Annotated in this window: 21 protein-coding genes; 18 read left to right on the forward strand and 3 right to left on the reverse strand. The window is 72.5% G+C overall.

Features of this window, described 5'->3' with window-relative positions:
- Positions 1–18 precede the first annotated feature (18 nt).
- Positions 19–1005, forward strand: coding sequence for a zinc-dependent alcohol dehydrogenase family protein (locus CLV43_RS10880; protein ID WP_106186990.1), 987 nt, complete (start codon positions 19–21; stop codon positions 1003–1005).
- 54 nt (positions 1006–1059) lie between these two features.
- Here CLV43_RS10880 and CLV43_RS10885 read toward each other — a convergent pair whose 3' ends face one another.
- The 3 genes from CLV43_RS10885 to CLV43_RS10895 form a co-directional block, all read right to left on the reverse strand.
- Complete coding sequence (locus CLV43_RS10885) at positions 1060–1956, reverse strand: HAD family hydrolase (protein ID WP_245886281.1); 897 nt, start codon at positions 1954–1956, stop codon at positions 1060–1062.
- Positions 1957–2004: 48 nt separating this feature from the next.
- Positions 2005–3105, reverse strand: a complete 1101-nt coding sequence (locus CLV43_RS10890; RefSeq protein ID WP_146174728.1) for a DUF5667 domain-containing protein — start codon at positions 3103–3105, stop codon at positions 2005–2007.
- A gap of 90 nt (positions 3106–3195) precedes the next feature.
- Entirely contained in the window at positions 3196–3849 is a 654-nt protein-coding gene (locus tag CLV43_RS10895; RefSeq protein WP_106186993.1) for a sigma-70 family RNA polymerase sigma factor, read from the reverse strand.
- A 171-nt stretch (positions 3850–4020) separates the two neighbouring features.
- On the opposite strand from CLV43_RS10895, the gene CLV43_RS10900 reads away from it, so the two are divergent.
- From CLV43_RS10900 to CLV43_RS10980, 17 genes are all read left to right on the forward strand, one after another.
- Positions 4021–5496, forward strand: coding sequence for an AMP-binding protein (locus tag CLV43_RS10900; RefSeq protein WP_106186994.1), 1476 nt, complete (start codon positions 4021–4023; stop codon positions 5494–5496).
- Between the two features lie 42 nt (positions 5497–5538).
- Positions 5539–5775 (forward strand): glutaredoxin family protein, encoded by a 237-nt coding sequence (locus CLV43_RS10905; protein ID WP_106186995.1) that lies wholly within the window; start codon positions 5539–5541, stop codon positions 5773–5775.
- A 172-nt stretch (positions 5776–5947) separates the two neighbouring features.
- On the forward strand, positions 5948–7504 hold the full coding sequence (locus CLV43_RS10910) for a molybdopterin-dependent oxidoreductase (protein ID WP_106186996.1): 1557 nt from the start codon (positions 5948–5950) through the stop codon (positions 7502–7504).
- Positions 7505–7593: 89 nt separating this feature from the next.
- The gene (locus CLV43_RS10915) at positions 7594–8271 is read left to right on the forward strand and encodes a fasciclin domain-containing protein (RefSeq protein WP_106187533.1); all 678 of its coding nucleotides are present in this window, start codon (positions 7594–7596) and stop codon (positions 8269–8271) included.
- A 439-nt stretch (positions 8272–8710) separates the two neighbouring features.
- Positions 8711–9523 carry a redox-sensing transcriptional repressor Rex gene (locus CLV43_RS10920; RefSeq protein WP_106186997.1) on the forward strand — a complete coding sequence of 271 codons (813 nt, stop codon included), beginning with the start codon at positions 8711–8713 and terminating at the stop codon, positions 9521–9523.
- 55 nt (positions 9524–9578) lie between these two features.
- Positions 9579–10946 (forward strand): glutamyl-tRNA reductase, encoded by a 1368-nt coding sequence (locus CLV43_RS10925; protein WP_106186998.1) that lies wholly within the window; start codon positions 9579–9581, stop codon positions 10944–10946.
- Positions 10943–11893: a hydroxymethylbilane synthase gene (hemC, locus tag CLV43_RS10930; RefSeq protein WP_106186999.1), complete on the forward strand. Its 951-nt coding sequence runs from the start codon at positions 10943–10945 to the stop codon at positions 11891–11893. The genes CLV43_RS10925 and hemC overlap by 4 nt, the downstream gene beginning before the upstream one ends.
- A 15-nt stretch (positions 11894–11908) precedes the next feature.
- Entirely contained in the window at positions 11909–13441 is a 1533-nt protein-coding gene (locus CLV43_RS10935) for a bifunctional uroporphyrinogen-III C-methyltransferase/uroporphyrinogen-III synthase (protein ID WP_106187000.1), read from the forward strand.
- Between the two features lie 106 nt (positions 13442–13547).
- On the forward strand, positions 13548–14525 hold the full coding sequence (gene hemB / locus CLV43_RS10940; protein ID WP_106187001.1) for a porphobilinogen synthase: 978 nt from the start codon (positions 13548–13550) through the stop codon (positions 14523–14525).
- Positions 14522–15055, forward strand: a complete 534-nt coding sequence (locus tag CLV43_RS10945) for a hypothetical protein (RefSeq protein ID WP_106187002.1) — start codon at positions 14522–14524, stop codon at positions 15053–15055. The genes hemB and CLV43_RS10945 overlap by 4 nt, the downstream gene beginning before the upstream one ends.
- A gap of 52 nt (positions 15056–15107) precedes the next feature.
- Positions 15108–15728, forward strand: coding sequence for a hypothetical protein (locus CLV43_RS10950; protein ID WP_146174729.1), 621 nt, complete (start codon positions 15108–15110; stop codon positions 15726–15728).
- A 155-nt stretch (positions 15729–15883) separates the two neighbouring features.
- Positions 15884–16420, forward strand: coding sequence for a hypothetical protein (locus tag CLV43_RS10955; protein ID WP_106187004.1), 537 nt, complete (start codon positions 15884–15886; stop codon positions 16418–16420).
- Entirely contained in the window at positions 16417–16815 is a 399-nt protein-coding gene (locus CLV43_RS10960) for a hypothetical protein (protein WP_106187005.1), read from the forward strand. The genes CLV43_RS10955 and CLV43_RS10960 overlap by 4 nt, the downstream gene beginning before the upstream one ends.
- A 15-nt stretch (positions 16816–16830) precedes the next feature.
- Positions 16831–17445 carry a hypothetical protein gene (locus tag CLV43_RS10965; protein WP_106187006.1) on the forward strand — a complete coding sequence of 205 codons (615 nt, stop codon included), beginning with the start codon at positions 16831–16833 and terminating at the stop codon, positions 17443–17445.
- Positions 17442–18038 carry a hypothetical protein gene (locus CLV43_RS10970; protein ID WP_106187007.1) on the forward strand — a complete coding sequence of 199 codons (597 nt, stop codon included), beginning with the start codon at positions 17442–17444 and terminating at the stop codon, positions 18036–18038. Before CLV43_RS10965 ends, CLV43_RS10970 begins: the two co-directional genes overlap by 4 nt.
- Positions 18038–18499: a hypothetical protein gene (locus tag CLV43_RS10975; RefSeq protein ID WP_211304324.1), complete on the forward strand. Its 462-nt coding sequence runs from the start codon at positions 18038–18040 to the stop codon at positions 18497–18499. Before CLV43_RS10970 ends, CLV43_RS10975 begins: the two co-directional genes overlap by 1 nt.
- A complete protein-coding gene (locus CLV43_RS10980; RefSeq protein WP_106187008.1) occupies positions 18496–18840 on the forward strand; it encodes a hypothetical protein in 345 nt (114 codons plus the stop codon). The genes CLV43_RS10975 and CLV43_RS10980 overlap by 4 nt, the downstream gene beginning before the upstream one ends.
- The last annotated feature ends 1 nt before the right edge of the window (position 18841 follow it).

Raw genomic sequence — 18841 nt, forward strand, 5'->3', positions numbered from 1 at the left:
CCGAGATCGGAAGAGACCATGGCCAGACAGATCCGCTTCGACACCACCGGCGGCCCCGAGGTGCTGCGCCTGCACGAGACGCCGGTGCGCGACCCCGGCGCCGGGGAGGTCGTCATCAGGGTGGACGCGATCGGCGTCAACCGGGCGGACGCGATGTTCCGCGAAGGCCGCTACTTCTACCCGCCCGCCCTGCCCTCCGGGCTCGGCTACGAGGCCGCGGGCGTCGTGGAGGCCGTCGGCCCGGACGTCGCCGGGGCGGCCGTGGGCGACAGCGTGGCGGTCCTGCCCGCGTTCAAGCTCACCGAGCACGGCACCTACGGCGACCACGTGGTCGTGCCCGCGACCTCCCTCGTGCCGCGCACGGCGGACCCCGTCACCGCCGCGGCCACGTGGATGGCCTACGTCACCGCGTACGGCGCGCTCGTGGAGGGCGACCCCGTCGCGAAGGGCGACCACGTGCTGCTGACCGCCGCCTCCGGCGGGGTCGGCCTGGCCGCGATCCAGGTGGCGAACAGCATCGGCGCCGTTCCCATCGCGACCACCCGCACGCCCGAGAAGAGGCAGCGGCTGCTCGACGCGGGTGCCGCGCACGTCGTCGTGACCAGCGAGGAGGACCTCGTCGCACGGGTGCGCGAGATCACCGACGGCCAGGGCGTCAGCACGGCGATGGACCCGGTCGGCGGGCCGGGGCTCGCCGAGGTCGTCGGCACCGTCGCCCCAGGCGGGCGGCTGCTGGCCTACGGCCTGCTCGACCCCCGCAACGACCTGTCCAAGGGGCTGCCGACGGTCCCCGGCATCGAGCTGGGCCTGTACACGCTCTTCCCGGTCACCTACGACCCCGAGCGCCGTCGCCGCGCGGTCGAGTTCGTGGAGGCCGGGCTCGACGCGGGGACGTTCACGCCGGTCGTGGACCGCACCTTCGACCTCGGCGAGTTCGCCGAGGCCCACCGCTACCTGGAGTCGGGCGCGCAGTTCGGCAAGATCGTGCTCACCGTCGGCCTCTGACCCCACCTCGGGCGAACGGGCGCCGCCCACCTCGGGCGGCGCCCGTCGCGAGGGTCAGGCGTGCCGACGCCGGTAGGCCATCCCGACGGCCACCGCACCGGCCAGGACACCCGCGCCCAGCACCGACGGCACGCCGATCTTCGCCGCCTTGCGCCCGGTCCGGAAGTCCCGCACCTCCCACCCGCGACGGCGGGCGGTCTCGCGCAGCCCGGAGTCCGGGTTCACGGCCACCGCGTTGCCCACCACCGACAGCATGGGCACGTCGTTGGCGGAGTCCGAGTACGCGGTGCACCGCCGCAGGTTCAGGCCCTCCTTGGCGGCCAGCGCCCGGACGGCCTGCGCCTTGGCCTTCCCGTGCAGCAGGTCCCCGACGAGCCTGCCGGTGTAGATCGAGTTCTCCGACTCGGCCACGGTCCCCAGCGCCCCGGTCAGCCCGAGCCGCCGGGCGATGATCTGCGCCAGCTCCACCGGCGTGGCGGTCACCAGCCACACCCGCTGCCCGGCGTCCAGGTGCTTCTGCGCGAGCGCCTGCGTGCCGGTCCAGATCCGGTCGACCATCAGCTCGTCGTAGATCTCCTCGCCGAGCGAGACCAGCTCGGCCACGCTCCGCCCGGCCACGAACGACAGCGCCTGCTCCCGCATCGCCTTCACGCTCTGCGGGTCCTCCCGCCCACCCACGCGGAACTTCAGCTGCTGCCACACGAACCCCGCGAGGTCCGAGGTGTTGAAGTAGTCGCGGGCGGCGAGTCCACGGGCGAAGTGGAACATCGACGCGCCCATCATCATGGTGTTGTCGACGTCGAAGAACGCGGCGGCGGTGAGGTCCGTCGACGGTTCCGCCGGATCGTCCATCGGCAGTGCGAAGGCCAGCGCCGCTTCCGCGGAGGCCTCTCCGGCCTCGGCGGCCGCCTGTTCACGGTCCGCCGAGCTCTCTACCCGCCTCCACGACACAGCCAGCGCCTCCTGGTCAACCTGCGAGCTCCCTCATCAGGGTAGCGATCAGGTTCCGAACCGAACGCCGGGCAGGTCCGGGAGCGGCAGGGGCAACGGGATCACGATCGTCGGCAGCCCGCCGTCGGGGACGCTCGGCAGCACCGACGTGATGGGCAGGTCGGGCAGGATCTGGGGTGTGCTCGCCTGCGGCGTGGTCGTCGCGGTACCGGGCACGGCGGCCGACGCGGGCGGGACCGGTGCTGACGGAACGGTCACCCGCGGTTCGCTGACCAGGATCGACGGCTGCTGCGGCGGTGCGGAACCCTGCGTGGTCGGTGCCGGCGCGCAGGGGGTGGCCGCGGGCAGCGGACCGACCTCGTCGGACGCCCCGGTCGTGACAGGCGAGCAGTTCGTCCTGGCCCGCAGCTCCGCGGCCCGCTGGCTGATCCTGGACAGCAGGTCCAGGGAAGTAGCCGATCGGGTCACGGCGGGGGCGGGAAGCCTGCCCTTCAGCGCGGCCAGCCGCTCGGACTGGGACCTGGCCCACTCGTCCAGCGTCGCCAGCACGCGCTCGTCGGAGTTCGCGCCGACCGTCGCCAGCTCGCGGGCACCGGCGGCCGCGTCGGCGTCGAAGTCCGCCAACGCGCCCAGGTACCCGCCCAGCGGGGCCTGGTCGGCGTACTTGTCCGCCAGCGTCCCCATCTCGGCCAGCCGCGCGGCGGCGAACTCCAGCCGCTTGAGCGCCTTCGACTCGTCGCCGAAGGTGAAGCCGAGCGAGGCGGACTCGGCGGTCCGCTTCATCCCGTACAGGGCGTCGCCGGGCAGCGCGTCCCGGCTGAGCAGCAGGCTCATCCCGGCCAGCGACAGCACCAGGCACAGCGCCGCCGCCGCGGCGACCGCTAACCGGCCCCGCGCGCTCGACCGCCGCTGCCTGGGCAGGAGCACCACCGAAGCGGCCGGCCGTTCGGCGCCGAGGATCCGCTGCCGCATCCGCTCCCGCGCCTCGGCGTCCGGGCCGCTGCTCCCGGCGGCGGCGCGCAGCAGGTCGACGACGGCCAGCTCGTCGGCGAGCTCGGCGTCGACGTCGTCCGGGCGCGCGTCGACGGCACGGGCGAACCGCTCGTGCTGCCTGCGACGCCCCAACGGCGTGATACCTCTGCCCACCATCCCGCACCATCTCGACTTGGACGACGACCTGACCCGAACAACGAAAGGAGGTGTGCGGGGGTTACGCGTACCGGCGCTTTGCGATCGTGATCACCGCAGCCAGGACGGCAGCAGCTGCGCCAGCCGCCGCACGGCGCGGTGCTGCAGGGCCTTGATCGCGCCTTCGTTGCGCCCCATCCTGGCGGCCGTCTCGGCCACCGACAAGCCCTGGATGAACCTCAGCGTGATGCACTCGCGCTGGTCCTCGCCGAGCTGGCCGACGCACTTGAGGAGCTCCGCGTTGGTCGCGTCGGTCAGGACCTCCTGCTCGGGACCGCTCGCGACCTCGCGGTTGTCCGCCAGCTCCGCGGTGGTGATCTCCAACCGGTAGCGGCTGGACTTCACGTGGTCGTAGACGATGTTGCGCGCGATCGTGACGAACCACGCACCCACGTCGCGGCCCTGGTAGCTGACCGAGCCGATGCTGCGCAGCGCCCGGAGGAAGGTCTCGCTCGTGACGTCCTCGGCGAGGTTCCGGTCGCCGACGCGGAACAGCACGTACCGGAAGACGACGTCCACGTACCGGTCGTAGAGCACACCGAACGAGGCCGTGTCGCCCTCCTGGGCGGCGCGGACCAGGTCCCACGGCGACTGCGCCGTGTCGATGTCGGTCTCCTCGGCCGTGGTGGACTGCCCTCCTGCGCTCCGCGTCGAACCCGACGTCCGCAACGTCCGGACGTCGTTCGCGCGTCCCCTGGCGATCATCGGGTAGCGGCTCCTCCACAGGTTCGCCGTGGCGAGAGCATACGTCTGGTTACTCCTTAGTAGGTAGCGATGCGCAGTCACGGTTCCGCGACGTGTGAGCCATGCCTACATGACGCGGGCCACGCGTGACAGACTGCTGCGAGGTCCGGGAGTGTTCATCAGGAGGTCACCTTGACCGAGTCTGCCCGCAACGTCGCCGACCTGGTCAGCGCCTCCGCGCTGCGCGGTCCGCAGCACGTCGCGCTGATCGACGCGGCGAGCGGGGCGAAGCTCACCTGGCGGCAGGTCGACGCCGCGGTGAGCGCGCAGGCCCGCGTGCTGGTCGACGCCGGGGTCGCCCCTGGTGACCGGGTCGTCGTGCGGCTGCCCACCGGGCCGGAGTTCTGCGTCGCCGTCTTCGGCGTCCTGCGCGCGGGCGGTGTCGTCGTGCCCGCCGGGCCCGGCCAGCCGCTGCGGGAGCTCGAACGCCTGGTCGCCGACAGCGGCGCCCGCCTGCTCGTCGGCGACGCCGGTGGCGCCGACATAACCGCGATGGGCCCGCCCGCCCTGACCGCCTCCGACGAGCCGGAGTTCACCCCGGTCGGCGGCGACGAGGACCTCGCCGTGCTCGGTTACACCTCCGGCACGTCCGGGGTGCCGCGCGGCGCGATGCTCACCCACCGCGCCCTCATCGCCAACGTCGGCCAGTGCGCCGCCCTGCGGCCCGCCCCGGTGACCGCGGGCGACCGCGTGCTGCTGGCGCTGCCGCTCTTCCACGTCTACGGCCTCGGCCCCGGCCTGTTCCAGGTCGCGGGGGCGGGCGCGACCGCCGTGCTGCTGGAGCGCTTCGACGCCGAGGGTGCCGTCGCGGCCGTGCGCGAGCACCGGATCACCACCGTCGTCGGCGTGCCGCCCATGTACCAGGCGATCCTCGCCCTGCCCGCCGACCGGCTCGGCGACAGCCTCTCCACCGTCCGCCTCTTCACCTCCGGCGCGGCCCCGCTCGCCAAGGGCGTCCTGGACGCCATGCGCGACGCGGTCGGCCTCCCCGTCTACGAGGGCTACGGCCTCACCGAGACCGGCCCCGTGCTGACGTCCACGCTGGTCGGCGGCTTCCCGAAGCCGGGTTCGGTCGGTCGTCCGCTGCCCGGCGTCGAGCTCCGCCTCGTCGACACCGACGGCCGGGTCCTCGACCAGGACGAGGACGAGCCCGGCACCGGCCTGGTCTCCGTCAAGGGCGCGAACCTCTTCAGCGGCTACTGGCCCGACGGGAACCACGGCCCCGGCGCCGACGGCTGGTTCCGCACCGGCGACGTCGGCTACCTGGACGCCGACGGCGACCTCCACCTGGTCGACCGCGCGGGCGACCTGATCATCGTCAACGGGTTCAACGTCTACCCGCACGAGGTCGAGAAGGTGCTCGGCGAGCTCGACCAGGTCGCCGAGGCCGCCGCCGTCGGCGTCCCCGACGACCGCACCGGGGAGTCCGTCAAGGCCGTCGTCGTGCTGAAGGACGGCGCCGAGCTCGACGCCGACACGGTCAAGCAGCACTGCGCGGCCAGGCTCGCGAAGTTCAAGGTGCCGACCGCGGTCGAGTTCGCCGACGAGCTGCCGCACTCCGCCACCGGCAAGCTCGCCCGCTCCCGGCTGCGGATCCCGCTGGCCTGACCGGCCGGACCCCGCGCGGGCCGGGTCGGGGACGATGGGTGGGTGAGCCACCACGTGACGCTGATGACCCGTGTGAACTGCCACGCCTGCGACCGGGCCAAGGCCGACGTCGAGCGGATCTGCGGCGACCTCGGCGTGCCCTGGTCCACCGAGGACGTCGACGCGGACCGGGAGCTGCGGGCGGAGTACGGCGACCGGGTGCCGGTGATCCTGGTCGACGGCGAGGAGCACGGGTACTGGGAGGTCGAGGAGGCCCGCCTCCGGGCCGCGTTGGCCTGAACCGGACCGGGGATCCGGGCCGGACGACCGGCGCTGGGCGCCTCCGCGGGGCACGGGCGGGTGCTCCCGACCTGATCACCGCCCACCCCCGCCGCACCCGGATGATTACCGTCTGCTTACCTCTCCGGGCCCGGTGGGCGAACCGGCGGCCCGTGGGCGTCGAATGTGCAGCATGGATCCCTCCGCTCAGTCCGCACCGAAGCCGCCTCGCCTCGCCGCGCCGGTCGCGGCGCTCATCGGTGTGCTGGCGGTGGCCATCGCCCTCGCCGCCGGGCACCTCGTCGCCGGGTTCGTCGGCCCGTCGGCCTCCCCGTTCCTGGCCGTCGGCAACACCGCCATCGACCTCACCCCGCTCCAGCTGAAGGACTTCGCGGTCCGGACGTTCGGCACCTACGACAAGCTCGTGCTGCTCGGCGGCATGGGCCTGGTGCTGCTCGGGGCCGCGGTGGTGGCGGGGCTGCTGTCGCGGCGCAGCCCGCTGCCGGGGTCGATCATGGCCGGGGCGCTGGGGCTGCTGGGGGTGGCCGCCGTGCTCGCGCGGCCGGACTCCGGGCAGCTGAGCGTGCTGGCGCCGATCGCCAGCCTGGTGGCCGGGATCGCGGTGTTCCGCTGGCTGCACAGCAGGGCGCTGGTCCGGCGCGGTGACGCCTCGCCCGAGGGCAGGCGGACGTTCCTGGTCGCGCTCGGCGCGACGGCCGTCGGCGCCGGTGTGGCCGGTGTGCTCGGCCAGGTCCTGGGCAACCGGATCGACGTCGAGGGGTCGCGCAGCGCGATCGGGGAGATCAAGCCGACCACCCCGGCGGCGCCGATCCCGGCGGGCGCGGACTTCGCGAACCAGGGGACGCCGAGCTTCATCACGCCGAACGCCGACTTCTACCGCGTCGACACCGCGCTGAGCGTGCCGCGGCTGCGCGCGGAGGACTGGAAGCTGCGGATCCACGGCATGGTCGACCGCGAGATGACCCTGAGCTACGACGACCTGCGCTCGCGCGACCTGGTGGAGCGCACGATCACCATGACCTGCGTCTCCAACGAGGTCGGCGGGCCGTACGTGTCGACGTCGAACTTCACCGGTGTGCTGCTGCGCGACGTGCTGATGGAGGCGGGTGTGAAGTCCGGCGCGGACCAGCTGTTCGGCACCAGCTCCGACGGGTGGACCGCGGGCAGCCCGGTGGACGTGGTGATGGAGGCCGAGCGGGGCGCGCTGCTCGCGCTCGGCATGAACGGCGAGCCGCTGCCGGTGGAGCACGGGTTCCCGGTGCGGATGGTCGTGCCCGGTCTGTACGGGTACATCTCGGCCACCAAGTGGCTCGTCGACCTGGAGCTGACCACGTTCGACGCCAAGCAGTCGTACTGGATCGACCGCGGCTGGGGCAGGCTCGGCCCGATCAAGACCATGTCCCGGATCGACTCCCCGAAGGGCCTGAGCCGGGTCCGCAGCAGTGGGAAGACGACCGTGTCGGGGGTCGCGTGGGCCCAACCGACCGGCATCGCGAAGGTCGAGGTCCGGACCGACGGCGGGCCGTGGCAGGACGCGACGCTGGCCGCGGACGTCGGCAACAGCACGTGGCGGATGTGGAAGGTCGAGCTGGACCTGGCGGCGGGCGGTCACACGGTCGAGTGCCGGGCCACCGACAAATCGGGATTCGTGCAGCCCCAGGCGCGGGTGGCACCCATCCCGGACGGTGCCACGGGATGGCATTCCGCCTTCTTCACGGTAGAAAAATAACTCGTCCGGGTGAAAGTCGAACCGGATCGCGAACCGGGTCGAACGTCCTCATGACTAGCGAATCAGAAAATCAACAAGGAGTGATCCGCGTGAGGAAGACCCAGCTCGCCATCGTCGGTGCGATCGCCGCCGCCACCCTGTCGATCGCGGCCTGTGGCAGCAGCGACACCGCCTCCTCCGGTAGCTCGTCCACCGCCGGTGCCGCGACCACCACCAGTGCCGCCGCCGCCACCTCGTCCTCCGCCGCGGCCGCCGGGGCGAGCGACGGCGTGACCCAGACGACCGACGTGTTCGGCCCCGGCTGCGCCTCGGTGCCGCAGGACCCGTCCAACAAGGGCTCGCTGCAGGGCATGGTGTCCGACCCGGTCGCCACCGCCGCCAGCAACAACCCGCTGCTCACCAAGCTCGTGGCCGCCGTCACCGCCGCGAACCTGGGTGACACGCTGAACTCCCAGCCCGCCATCACGGTCTTCGCGCCCGCCGACCCGGCGTTCGCCGCGCTGGGCGACGCGAAGTTCGCCGAGCTGGCCGCCGACCCGGCGACCCTCGGCAAGATCCTGCAGTACCACGTCGTCGGCAAGCGCTACGACGCCAAGGGCCTCGAGGCCGCCAAGACCGTCGACTCCCTCACCGGTCAGAAGCTGACCATCGCCGGTTCCGGTGACACGATGACCGTGAACGGCGCGCCGGTGCTGTGCGGCAACATCCCCACCAAGAACGCCACCGTGTTCGTCATCGGCCAGGTGCTCACCCCGCCGGCCGCGTAATTCCCCGGCTTTTCCGCGAAGCGGTACCGGAGGGCGTCGACAATGCGCCCCCCGGTACCGCTTCGCCGTGTTTCCGCCCGATCGCGGCAATTCCGCGGTCGGGCGTTCGTCGTGCACCGACCCGATAACGGTGGTAATGCGTACAACGCGAAATCGGCGATTTCGGCGGGGCACTGGACGAATGCTCCCGAACTGAATCGGTAGAGGTCCTCCGACCCCCGCGGGAAGAGCGGCGGAAGTCACCCGATCCGTGGTCCGCGCCGCAGGTCACGGGCTGTGACCAGCGGGCGAGCCGCGACACGGTGATGATCGCCGACTTTGTGCATACCTTCACAAGCGGTACGGTGGTGAAGTCACACCGTCAGATGCCGGAGCGGTTTCACCGCCCGATGCCGACGGGTCCGTGCGTCGACTTTCGTGTGTGGTGAGGAGTTCCAGCGTGGTGGCTCAGCGGGGCGAGGGTGACGAGGTCGTGACCACCACCCCGGGGACGTCCGCCGCCCAAGCGGCGCCGGTCGTCCCGGAGCAGGACGAGGTCGTCGTTCGCGAACGGGCCCGCGCCATCCCGGAGGCCGCCGTCGCCCGCCTCGCGGTGTACCTGCGCGTGCTGTCCGGCATGGTCGACCAGGGCGTGACCACGATCTCCAGCGAGGAGCTGTCCGCGGCCGCCGGGGTCAACTCGGCGAAGCTCCGCAAGGACCTCTCCTACGTCGGCTCGTACGGCACGAGGGGCGTCGGCTACGACGTCGAGGTGCTCGTCAGCCACATAGAGCGCATCCTCGGACTCACCCGGAAGCACAGCGTCGCGGTGGTCGGGATCGGTAATCTTGGTCACGCGCTCGCCAACTACGGCGGCTTCCAGAGCCGCGGCTTCCCCGTCGCCGCGCTCTTCGACGTCGACGAGGACCTCACCGGGGTGCCGGTGGGCGGCATACCGGTCAACCACATCGACGACATCACCACCGTCTGCGTCGAGCGCGAGGTGTCGATCGGCGTCATCGCGACACCGCCGCAGGCCGCGCAGGCGGTCTGCGACCGTTTGGTATCCGCAGGCGTCCAGTGCATCCTGAACTTCGCACCCGTCGTCCTCCAGGTCCCGGACGACGTCGAGGTGCGCAAGGTCGACTTGGCGGTCGAGATGCAGATCCTGTCGTTCCACGTGGCGCGGCGGGCCGACGAGGCCTCGGCCGAGCAGGCGGCGAACGACTTGATCAACGGAGTGGGCGTGGACAGGGTGGTGATTCGCCCGTGAGTGCGCGAATCGGCTCGACCGCGAGCCGGACGGCTCGCGGAGACGTGGTGACGGCATGAGTGTGCTTGTCGTCGGTCTTTCGCACCGCACCGCCCCCGTCCCCGTGCTCGAACGGGTCACCGTCGCCGAGCCTGACCTGGGCAAAGTCCTCGACGAGCTGCTGCGCAGCCCGAGCGTCTCCGAGGCGATGCTGCTCTCGACCTGCAACCGGGTCGAGGTCTACGCCGTCGTCGAGACCTTCCACGGCGGCATGAACGACGTCGTCAACGTCCTCGCCGCCCAGGCGGGCGCCGAGCCCGCCGAGCTGTTCGAGCACCTCTACGTGCACTACGCGGCCGCCGCCGTCGAGCACGTGTTCCGGGTCGCGGGCGGCCTGGACTCCATGGTCGTCGGCGAGGCCCAGATCCTCGGCCAGCTGCGCTCCTCCTACACCACCGCGGACACCGCGGGCACGGTCGGCCGCTCGCTGCACGAGCTGGCCCAGAACGCCCTGCGCGTCGGCAAGCGGGTGCACACCGACACCGGCATCGACCACGCGGGCGCCTCGGTCGTCTCCGAGGCCCTGTCCGACGCCGAAACCGAGCTGGGTGGGCTCCGGGGCCGTCGCGCATTGGTCGTCGGCGCCGGGTCGATGGGCGGCCTGGCCACCGCGCACCTGCGCCGGGCGGGCATCGGCGAGGTCGTGATCGCCAACCGCACGGCCGCCAACGGCGCCCGGCTGGCAGGCGCGCTGCGCGCCGAGGGCGTGCCCGCCACCTCGGTCGACCTCGTCGAGCTGCGCTCCGAGCTGACCGACGCGGACGTGGTGTTCGCCTGCACCGGCTCGATGGAGACCGTCGTCGGCGTCGAGCTGCTCGCGGGCGCGCTGCTGGACCGCGACCCGAGCCGCCCGCTGGTCGTCTGCGACCTCGGGCTCCCGAAGGACGTCGACCCGGCCGCCGCCGACCTGGCGGGCGTGACCGTGGTCGACCTCGAGACGTTGCAGCGCAGGCTCACCGACGCCCCGACGGGGCAGGACGCGCACCGCGCCAACGAGATCATCGGCGAGGAGGTCCGCGGCTACCTCGCGGGCCAGCGCTCGGCCGAGGTGACCCCCACGGTCACGGCGCTGCGCAAGCGCGCCGCCGAGGTGGTCGACGCCGAGCTGCTGCGCCTGGACACGCGGCTGCCGGAGCTGGACGCCGCCGTGCGCGGCGAGCTCGCCAAGACCGTCCGCAGGGTCGTCGACAAGCTCCTGCACACCCCGACCGTGCGCGTGAAGGAGCTGGCGTCGGCTCCCGGCGGCGCCGGTTACGCGGAGGCGCTGCGCGAGCTGTTCGGGCTCGACCCCCACCTACCTACCGCCGTCAGCCAGACCCGCGCGCAGCAGGCCACCGAGGCCCCGCTCGCCGGGCCGAGCACGAATACAGGTGAGAAGCGGTGAACCGCATCCTCAGGATCGGCACCCGCGGGAGTGCCCTGGCACTCGCGCAGACCGGCCACGTGGCCGAAGTCCTCGAAAAGGCGGGTGCCAAGGTCGAGATCATCGTGGTCTCGACGCCCGGCGACCGCTCGGCCGCGCCCATCGCGGAGATCGGCGTCGGGGTCTTCACCTCCGCGCTGCGCGACGCGCTCGCGGCGGGCGAGATCGACGTCGCCGTGCACTCGTACAAGGACCTGCCCACCGCACCGGACCCGCGTCTGGTGCTCGCCGCCGTGCCGCCCCGCGAAGACCCGCGGGACGCGCTCGTCGCCCGTGACGGCCTCACCCTCGGGGAGCTGCCGCCGGGGTCGACCGTCGGCACCGGCTCGCCGCGGCGGGCCGCCCAGCTCGAAGCGCTCGGCCTGGGGCTCACCATCGTCCCGCTGCGCGGCAACGTCGACACCCGCATCCGCAAGGTCGCCGACGGGGAGCTCGACGCCGTCGTGCTGGCCCGTGCGGGGATCGCGCGCCTCGGCCGCTCCGCCGAGATCACCGAGACCTTGGAGCCGATCCAGATGCTCCCCGCGCCCGCCCAGGGCGCTCTAGCAGTGGAATGCCGGGTCGACGACGTCGACACCGAGCACCTCCTCCAGTCCACTTTGGACGACTCGTCCAGTAGGGCCGCGGTAACCGCGGAGCGCGCCATGTTGGCCGCGCTCGAAGCTGGTTGCAGCGCGCCGGTCGGCGCACTGGCCGATGTGGTGGAAGACCTCATCGAAGACCCGGTCGAAGGCACGACACGCGTCGTCCTCCGCCTGTCTTTGCGTGGGGTCGCGGCGACTCCGGAGAACGACATGCTCCGGGCTTCCGCCACCGGTGACTTGACCGCAGCAGAGGAACTCGGCCGCGCGCTGGCCGCCGAGTTGCTCGACCTCGGGGCCGCGGTGCTCAGCGGCCCGGAGGCGTAGATGGGGAGTGCCCTGATGACCCGCGCACGCAAGACCCCCGGCCGAGTCGCATTCGTGGGCTCCGGCCCCGGCGACACCGGGCTGCTCACCGTCCGGGCCCACGACCTGCTCGCGAGGGCTGAGCTCGTGGTCGCGGACCCCGATGTGCCAAGCGACATCGTCGCGCTGGTGCCAGAGGGCGTCGAGGTCCGGCCCGCCGTCGGCGAGCCCGCCGACGTCGCGAAGGACCTCGTGGCCGAGGCGAAGAACGGCCACACCGTCGTCCGGCTCGTCGCGGGCGACCCGCTCACCCTCGACTCGGTGGTGAAGGAGGCGCAGGCCGTCTCCCGCACCAGCATCGCGTTCGACGTGGTGCCGGGCGTGCCCGCCGGTACCGCGGTGCCCGCTTACGCGGGTGTCGCGCTCGGCGCCGTGCACACCGAGGTCGACGTCCGCGGCACGGTGGACTGGGCGGGCCTCGCGGCCGCGCCCGGCACGCTCGTGCTGCACGCCAGCGGCAGCCACCTCGCCGAGGCGGCCTCCTCGCTGGTGGAACACGGCGTCGCGCCGCAGACCCCGGTCGCGGTGACCGTCGACGGCACCGGCTTCGGCCAACGCACCATCGACACCACGCTCGCCTCGCTGGCCTCGGACGCGGGTGACCTCTCCGGTCCGCTCGTCGTCACGGTCGGCGCGGCCGTCGCGGGTCGCGCCCGGCTCTCCTGGTGGGAGTCGCGCGCCCTGTACGGCTGGCGCGTGCTGGTGCCGCGCACCAAGGAGCAGGCGGGCGCGATGAGCGACCGGCTGCACTCGCACGGCGCCATCCCGGTGGAGGTCCCGACCATCTCGGTCGAGCCGCCCCGCAGCCCCGCGCAGATGGAGCGGTCGGTCAAGGGCCTGGTCGACGGCCGCTACCAGTGGGTCGTCTTCACCTCGACCAACGCGGTCCGCGCGGTGTGGGAGAAGTTCCGCGAGTTCGGTCTGGACGCCCGCGCGTTCTCCGGCGTGAAGATCGCCTGCGTCGGCGAGAGCACGGCCGCGAAGGTGCGCTCGTTCGGGATCATCCCCGAGCTCGTGCCGTCGGGCGAGCAGTCCAGCGAGGGCCTGCTGAACGACTTCCCGCCCTACGACGACATCCTGGACCCGGTCGACCGGGTGCTGCTGCCGCGCGCCGACATCGCCACCGAGACGCTGGCCGCGGGTCTGCGCGACCGCGGCTGGGAGATCGACGACGTCACCGCGTACCGCACGGTCCGGGCGGCCCCGCCGCCCGCCGACACCCGCGAGATGATCAAGTCCGGTGGGTTCGACGCGGTGTGCTTCACCTCGTCGTCCACCGTCCGGAACCTGGTCGGCATCGCGGGCAAGCCGCACGCCAGGACGCTGGTCGCCTGCATCGGCCCGCAGACCGCCGAGACCGCGCGGGAGTTCGGCCTCCGGGTCGACGTGCAGCCGGAGGAGGCGAACGTCCCGGCGCTCGTCGACGCGCTGGCCCAGCACGCCGCGCGCCTGCGCGCCGAGGGTGCGCTGCCGCCGCCGCGCAAGACGAAGCGCCTGCGCCGTTCCTGATTCGAACCTGATGTACCCGCCAAGGCCATGTTCAGGGATTTCCCTCCCCGAGCATGGCCTTGGTGGTTTCCTGAACGCCTGAACCCTCTTCCAGGGAGTACCGCCAGTGTTCCCAGCACACCGCCCCCGCCGCCTGCGGACCACCGCCGCGATGCGCCGCCTGGTCGGCGAGACCACCGTCCGGCCGCGCCAGCTCGTGTTGCCGATGTTCGTCAAGGAGGGCGCGACCCAGCCGGTCGCGATCTCCAGCATGCCGGGCGTCTTCCAGCACACCCGCGAGTCGCTGCTCAAGGCCGCCGTGGAGGCCGTGCAGGCCGGTGTCGGCGGGCTGATGATCTTCGGTGTGCCCGCCGAGCGGGACGCGGTCGGCTCCGGCGCGACCGACCCCGACGGCATCCTCAACGCCGCCCTGAACGACCTGCGCGCCGAGCTCGGCGACAGCACGGTGCTCATGTCGGACTGCTGCCTGGACGAGTTCACCGACCACGGCCACTGCGGTGTGCTCGCGGTCGACGGCACGGTCGACAACGACGCCACGCTGGAGGTCTACGGCGAGATGGCCGTCGCCCAGGCCACCGCGGGCGCCCACCTGGTCGGCCCGAGCGGGATGATGGACGGCCAGATCGGCTTCATCCGCACCGCCCTGGACGAGGCCGGGTTCCTCGACACGGGCATCCTCGCGTACTCGGCGAAGTACGCCTCCGCGCTCTACGGCCCGTTCCGGGAGGCCGTGGACTCGCAGCTCAAGGGCGACCGCAAGACCTACCAGCAGGACCCCGGCAACGGCCGCGAGGCGCTGCGCGAGGTCGCCCTCGACCTCGCCGAGGGCGCGGACATGGTCATGGTGAAGCCCGCCGGGCCGTACCTCGACGTGGTGCGCTCGGTGAAGGAGATCTCGGACGTGCCGGTCGCGGCCTACCAGATCTCCGGCGAGTACGCGATGGTCGAGGCCGCCGCCGCGAACGGGTGGATCGACCGCGAGCGCACCGTCCTGGAGACGCTGACCTCGATCCGCCGCGCCGGCGCCGACGTCGTGCTCACCTACTGGGCCGTCGAGGCCGCGGGCTGGCTGGACCGGGAATGACCACCGGGACGACCCCGACCGCCGACCGGCCCGCGCCGCCGAGGCCGGTCGACATCTCGCGCTGGCTGTGGATCGGCAGCGCGGTGCTGGGCACCGTCCGCTTCCTGCTCCAGCTCACCGACAGCGACGTGCTGATCGACGAGCTGCGCAGGCAGCAGCCGAACCTTGGGCAGGACGAGATCGACGCCGCGCTGAACGCGAGCGTCACGTTCAGCCTGCTGGCGGGCATCGTGCTGGTGCTGGTCTACACGTCGCTGGCCAACCGGATGGCCCGCGGCCGCAACTGGGCCCGGATCGTGCTGGCGGTGCTCGGCGGGGCGGGCGTGCTGTTCGGCCTCACCCGGCTGGTGGCCGTCGGGACGGGCCTCGCGGCGGCGTTCGGCTTCGCCGTCGACCCCCGTGACCTGGTGCTCGGTTTGGTCACGATGTCGCTCGACTGCGCCGCGATCGTCCTCATGTTCCTGCCTTCCGCCGCAGGTCACTTCCGCCGTGCTGCGGTGGGTCAACGGGCGGCCACCCCCGGTAGCTAACGGATTGTGATTTCACCTGAAAAACACATCCGCAGGTACCTACCGTGCGCGCATGACGAATCCGAACGACCCTTACGCACAGCAAGCCGGCTACCCCCAGGGGCAGCCGCAGCAGGGCGGGTACCCGCAGACCCCGCAGGGCGGGTACCCCCAGGGCCAGGGTGGCTTCCCGCCGCCCCCGCCCCTGAGCCACGGCGAGACGGGCGCGCCCGTGAAGCCGAAGGCCGTCGAGACCGCCTACCTGCTCTGGCTGGTGGCGGCGGGCGTGTCCATCCTGTCCAGCATCCTCGGCTTCTTCACGGCCAAGGCGCTGGCGCGGGAGGTCGCGGCCGACATCCTCGGCACCAGCAACCTCGGCCCCGAGTTCGAGGCCGCCCTCGACCAGTCGGCCACCCCGAGCTACGGCGGGATCATCTTCTCGCTGGTCCTGTCGGCGGTGTGGGTCGTCGTCGTGATGCAGATGCGCAAGGGCCAGAACTGGGCCCGCATCCTGCTGACCGTCCTCGGCGGCCTCGGCCTGCTGTTCGGCCTCATCGGCGTGTGGGTGTACTTCGGCCTCGGCTTCCTCGGCCTGCTCCAGGGCCTGCTGGCGCTGGTCAGCTACGCCGCGATCATCGGCGGCATCGTGTTCATGTTCAAGCCCGAGTCCAACCACTACTTCAAGGCGAGTTGATCCGGACCCCGGGGTCGTCGTCACCGCCTGTCGCGGTGGACAGCGACCCCGGTCGGTTCTAGCGTTCCGCTGTGACTACTCCACAGGACCCGGGGGACCGGGAGCAGCCCGCACCGTTCCCCTCCGCTCCACCGCCTCCGCCCGAGCAGGCGCCGATGACGCCCCACCAGGGCGAGGTCCGGCCGAACACCTTCGCGGCGCCGCCGCTGGCCGCGCACGAGCTCTCCCCGGCCTCCGCCACCCGTCCCAAGGAGATCGACACCTCGGTCCTGTTCTGGGTCGGCGCGATCGTCCTGGGGCTGTTCTCCGTCGTGCTGAGCTTCCTGGTGATCGACCAGGCCGCCCTCGACGAGGTCAGGACCAAGGCGCTGGCCGAAAACCCGAGCATCACGGCCGAGCAGTACGACGCCACGCTCAACACCGTCAAGTTCGTCGGTGCCGGGCTCCTGGTGGTCGTCTACGGCCTGTGGCTGATGTTCGTGCTCTTCATGCGCTCGGGCAAGAACTGGGCCCGGATCCTGCTGGCCGTGCTGAGCGGCCTGTGGCTGGTCACGACGCTGCTGGGCATCGGGGGCGCGGGCGGCATCGGCATCGTGCTCGACGTCATCCAGATCGCGCTCGTCGTCGGCGCCGTGTACTTCATGTTCCGCCCGAACGCGAACGCCTACTTCGCACCCCGACGGGTCGGATGACCGAGACCACCACGCCCCCGCCCACCGCGCTGCGCGGTGCGGTGGGGGTGTGGCTCGCCACCGCGGTCTTCGGCGTGTTCACCGTCGGGTACCTCTGGATCCGCCCCGACGCGGTGCGCGAGGTCCTGCGCCCCGGCGGCTCGGTCGCGGAGGTGCTCGGCCCGCTCACGGTCGCCGCGCTGCTCTTCGGCGGCGCCTACGCGGTCTTCGCCCCGTTGCTGCTGCGCGGGCGGCGGTGGGCCAGGGTCGCGCTGACGGTCACCGCGTTCCTGCACCTGCTGTGGGTGATGCTGCCAGGGGTCAGCGTCGCCGGGTTCATCACCGTGCTGATGATCGGCATCGCGGCGGTACTCACGTGGCGCCGCTCCACGGCACACTGGTTGAAGGAGCAGTAGCCAGGGGGTCCCAGCATGGCCGAGCAGGAACCGTTCGCGTCGCCGTACCACCTGGTGGTGCTGCCCGGCCAGGAGCAGGAGCACCCGCCGGGCTGGGTGTCGCCGCTGGTCACCCCGATGCCCGTGGCCGCGGCGGACGCGCTGGAGTGGCGCCGCCCCGCGACGTTGACCGCCTCCTTCTGGTGCTGGCTCGGGGCGACCGTCCTGGTGGTGCTCGGCCTGCCGGGGATCTTCGCGCTTGACCACGACGTGTTCGCCCAGTCGCTCGTGGACGACGCCCGTGCGGCCGGTGAGGAACCGGTCAGCCGGGCCGAGGCGGTGTTCGGCGCCATCGCGACCTCGGGGGTGTTCGCGATCGCGTTCGCGCTGCCCGCCATCCCGTTCGTGGTCGGGTTCGTCAACCTGCGCGGCGGCAAGGAGTGGGCGAGGGTCCTGCTGACCTCGCTCGGCGGGTTCGGCCTGGTGCTCGGCCTGATCGGGCTCGCCGTGTCCGTGCACGGCGTCCCCTACCTGAAGTGGACCTACGGCGTCACCTGGGCCGTGGCGTTCGTGGTCACGACGGCGCTCGCGCTCGTCCTGATGTACCTGCCTGCTTCGAACACCTACGTGCGGGGGACGAGCCAGTCATGACCCAACCACCGGACCCGTACGCCTCGCCCTACCAGCCGGTGGACTACCCGGCCGCCGGTCAGCAGCCGCCCTACCCGGTCGTCGGCCCGCAGCAGCACCCGGTCTACCCGGTTCCCGGTGCGCCCCGGCCGGGCTACCCCGTCGGGATGCGGCAGGTCGACCAGACCACCAGCGGCTACGTCCGGCCGCCGATCGTGCTCCTCGGGTTCGTGCTGTGGCTGCTGGCCGCGTTGTCCTGGCCGCTGGGCACGCTGCTGCGCGAGCTCGTGGCGGGCTCGGCCATCGGCGGGTTCAGGGTGGTCATGGGGCTGTTCTTCTTCGCCTGCGTCGGCATCGCGGGCGTGGTCGGCGCGGTCATGTTCCTGCGCGGCAGCTACCACGCCCGGCTCGCGCTGTGCGGGACGTCGCTGCTGGTCGAGGTCATGGCGGTGGTCGGGTTCGTGTCGCTGCTGCGCGAGGGCAGCGGGATGACCGGGGCCGCGGCGGTCGTCGCCGCGGTGGTCGCGGTGGCGCGGCTGGTGCTGCCGCCCGCGGCGGTCGTGGTGAGCCTGCTGCCGGGAACGCGCCAGTACTTCGCCGCTAACCTCGGGTAGTGGACAACGACTCCGGTCCGGTGCTGTACGCGGAGGCGGGCGCCTCCTGGTGGCCGCTGCTGTGGGGGCCGGTGTTCGCCGTGCTCGGCGTCGGCGTGGAGCTGCTCACCGGTCCCGTCAGCGTGCTGTTCTGGTCGCTGGTCGCCTTCGGGCTGCTGATCCCGACCGCGCTGTGGGTGCAGGGCAGGCAGCGGCTGTACTCGGTCCGGCTGACCCCCTCCGTGCTCCGCGAGGGCCGCGAGGAGCTGCGGCTCACCGACATCGCCGAGGTCGAGGGCGTCGAGCCCCGCGCGGGCGCGACCGTCCTGGGCGGCGGGTGGGACATCCCGAAGGGCACCGGCGGCGTCCCGATCAGGCTGGCCGACGGCAGGGTCGTGCTCGGCTGGGCCCGCGACGCCGACGCCCTGCGCCGGGCGCTGCACGGGCTGCTGCCGTCCTCGCGTGAGAAACTGGGACCGTGACCGCACCAGCGTTGGACTCCGAGGCCGTCCCGGCACCGAGGCTGCACCAGCCGAGGCGGGGGCTGGTCGCCGCGGCCGAGGTCGTGGTCGCCGTGCTGCTCGGCCTGGCCGCGACCTGGTGCTGGTCGCGCGGCATCCAGGAGTTCTCCTACCCGCTCGACGGCCGCCCGCCGCTGGTGTCCACGCGCTACCACGGCAACTGGGTCGCGTTCGCGATCGCTCTGGTCACCGCGGGCGGCATCCTGCTGCTCGACGCCGTCCGGCAGACCGTCCTGGCCGTCCGCACGCGGGCGCCGAAGCCCGTGCAGGACGTGGCGCAGGCCACTGACGAGCACGTGTGAG

The sequence above is a fragment of the Umezawaea tangerina genome (genome assembly GCF_003002815.1).
Lineage (GTDB): Bacteria > Actinomycetota > Actinomycetes > Mycobacteriales > Pseudonocardiaceae > Umezawaea > Umezawaea tangerina.

What these genes read in the sequence shown, in the direction of transcription:
- CLV43_RS10910 (WP_106186996.1), top strand. Translation starts at nt 5,948, where the DNA reads ATGGATCCCTCCGCTCAGTCCGCACCGAAGCCGCCTCGCCTCGCCGCG.
- CLV43_RS10925 (WP_106186998.1), top strand. Translation starts at nt 9,579, where the DNA reads ATGAGTGTGCTTGTCGTCGGTCTTTCGCACCGCACCGCCCCCGTCCCC.
- CLV43_RS10880 (WP_106186990.1), top strand. Translation starts at nt 19, where the DNA reads ATGGCCAGACAGATCCGCTTCGACACCACCGGCGGCCCCGAGGTGCTG.
- CLV43_RS10955 (WP_106187004.1), top strand. Translation starts at nt 15,884, where the DNA reads ATGACGCCCCACCAGGGCGAGGTCCGGCCGAACACCTTCGCGGCGCCG.
- CLV43_RS10960 (WP_106187005.1), top strand. Translation starts at nt 16,417, where the DNA reads ATGACCGAGACCACCACGCCCCCGCCCACCGCGCTGCGCGGTGCGGTG.
- CLV43_RS10965 (WP_106187006.1), top strand. Translation starts at nt 16,831, where the DNA reads ATGGCCGAGCAGGAACCGTTCGCGTCGCCGTACCACCTGGTGGTGCTG.
- CLV43_RS10970 (WP_106187007.1), top strand. Translation starts at nt 17,442, where the DNA reads ATGACCCAACCACCGGACCCGTACGCCTCGCCCTACCAGCCGGTGGAC.
- CLV43_RS10945 (WP_106187002.1), top strand. Translation starts at nt 14,522, where the DNA reads ATGACCACCGGGACGACCCCGACCGCCGACCGGCCCGCGCCGCCGAGG.
- CLV43_RS10895 (WP_106186993.1), bottom strand. Translation starts at nt 3,849, where the DNA reads ATGATCGCCAGGGGACGCGCGAACGACGTCCGGACGTTGCGGACGTCG.
- CLV43_RS10890 (WP_146174728.1), bottom strand. Translation starts at nt 3,105, where the DNA reads ATGGTGGGCAGAGGTATCACGCCGTTGGGGCGTCGCAGGCAGCACGAG.
- CLV43_RS10950 (WP_146174729.1), top strand. Translation starts at nt 15,108, where the DNA reads ATGACGAATCCGAACGACCCTTACGCACAGCAAGCCGGCTACCCCCAG.
- CLV43_RS10935 (WP_106187000.1), top strand. Translation starts at nt 11,909, where the DNA reads ATGACCCGCGCACGCAAGACCCCCGGCCGAGTCGCATTCGTGGGCTCC.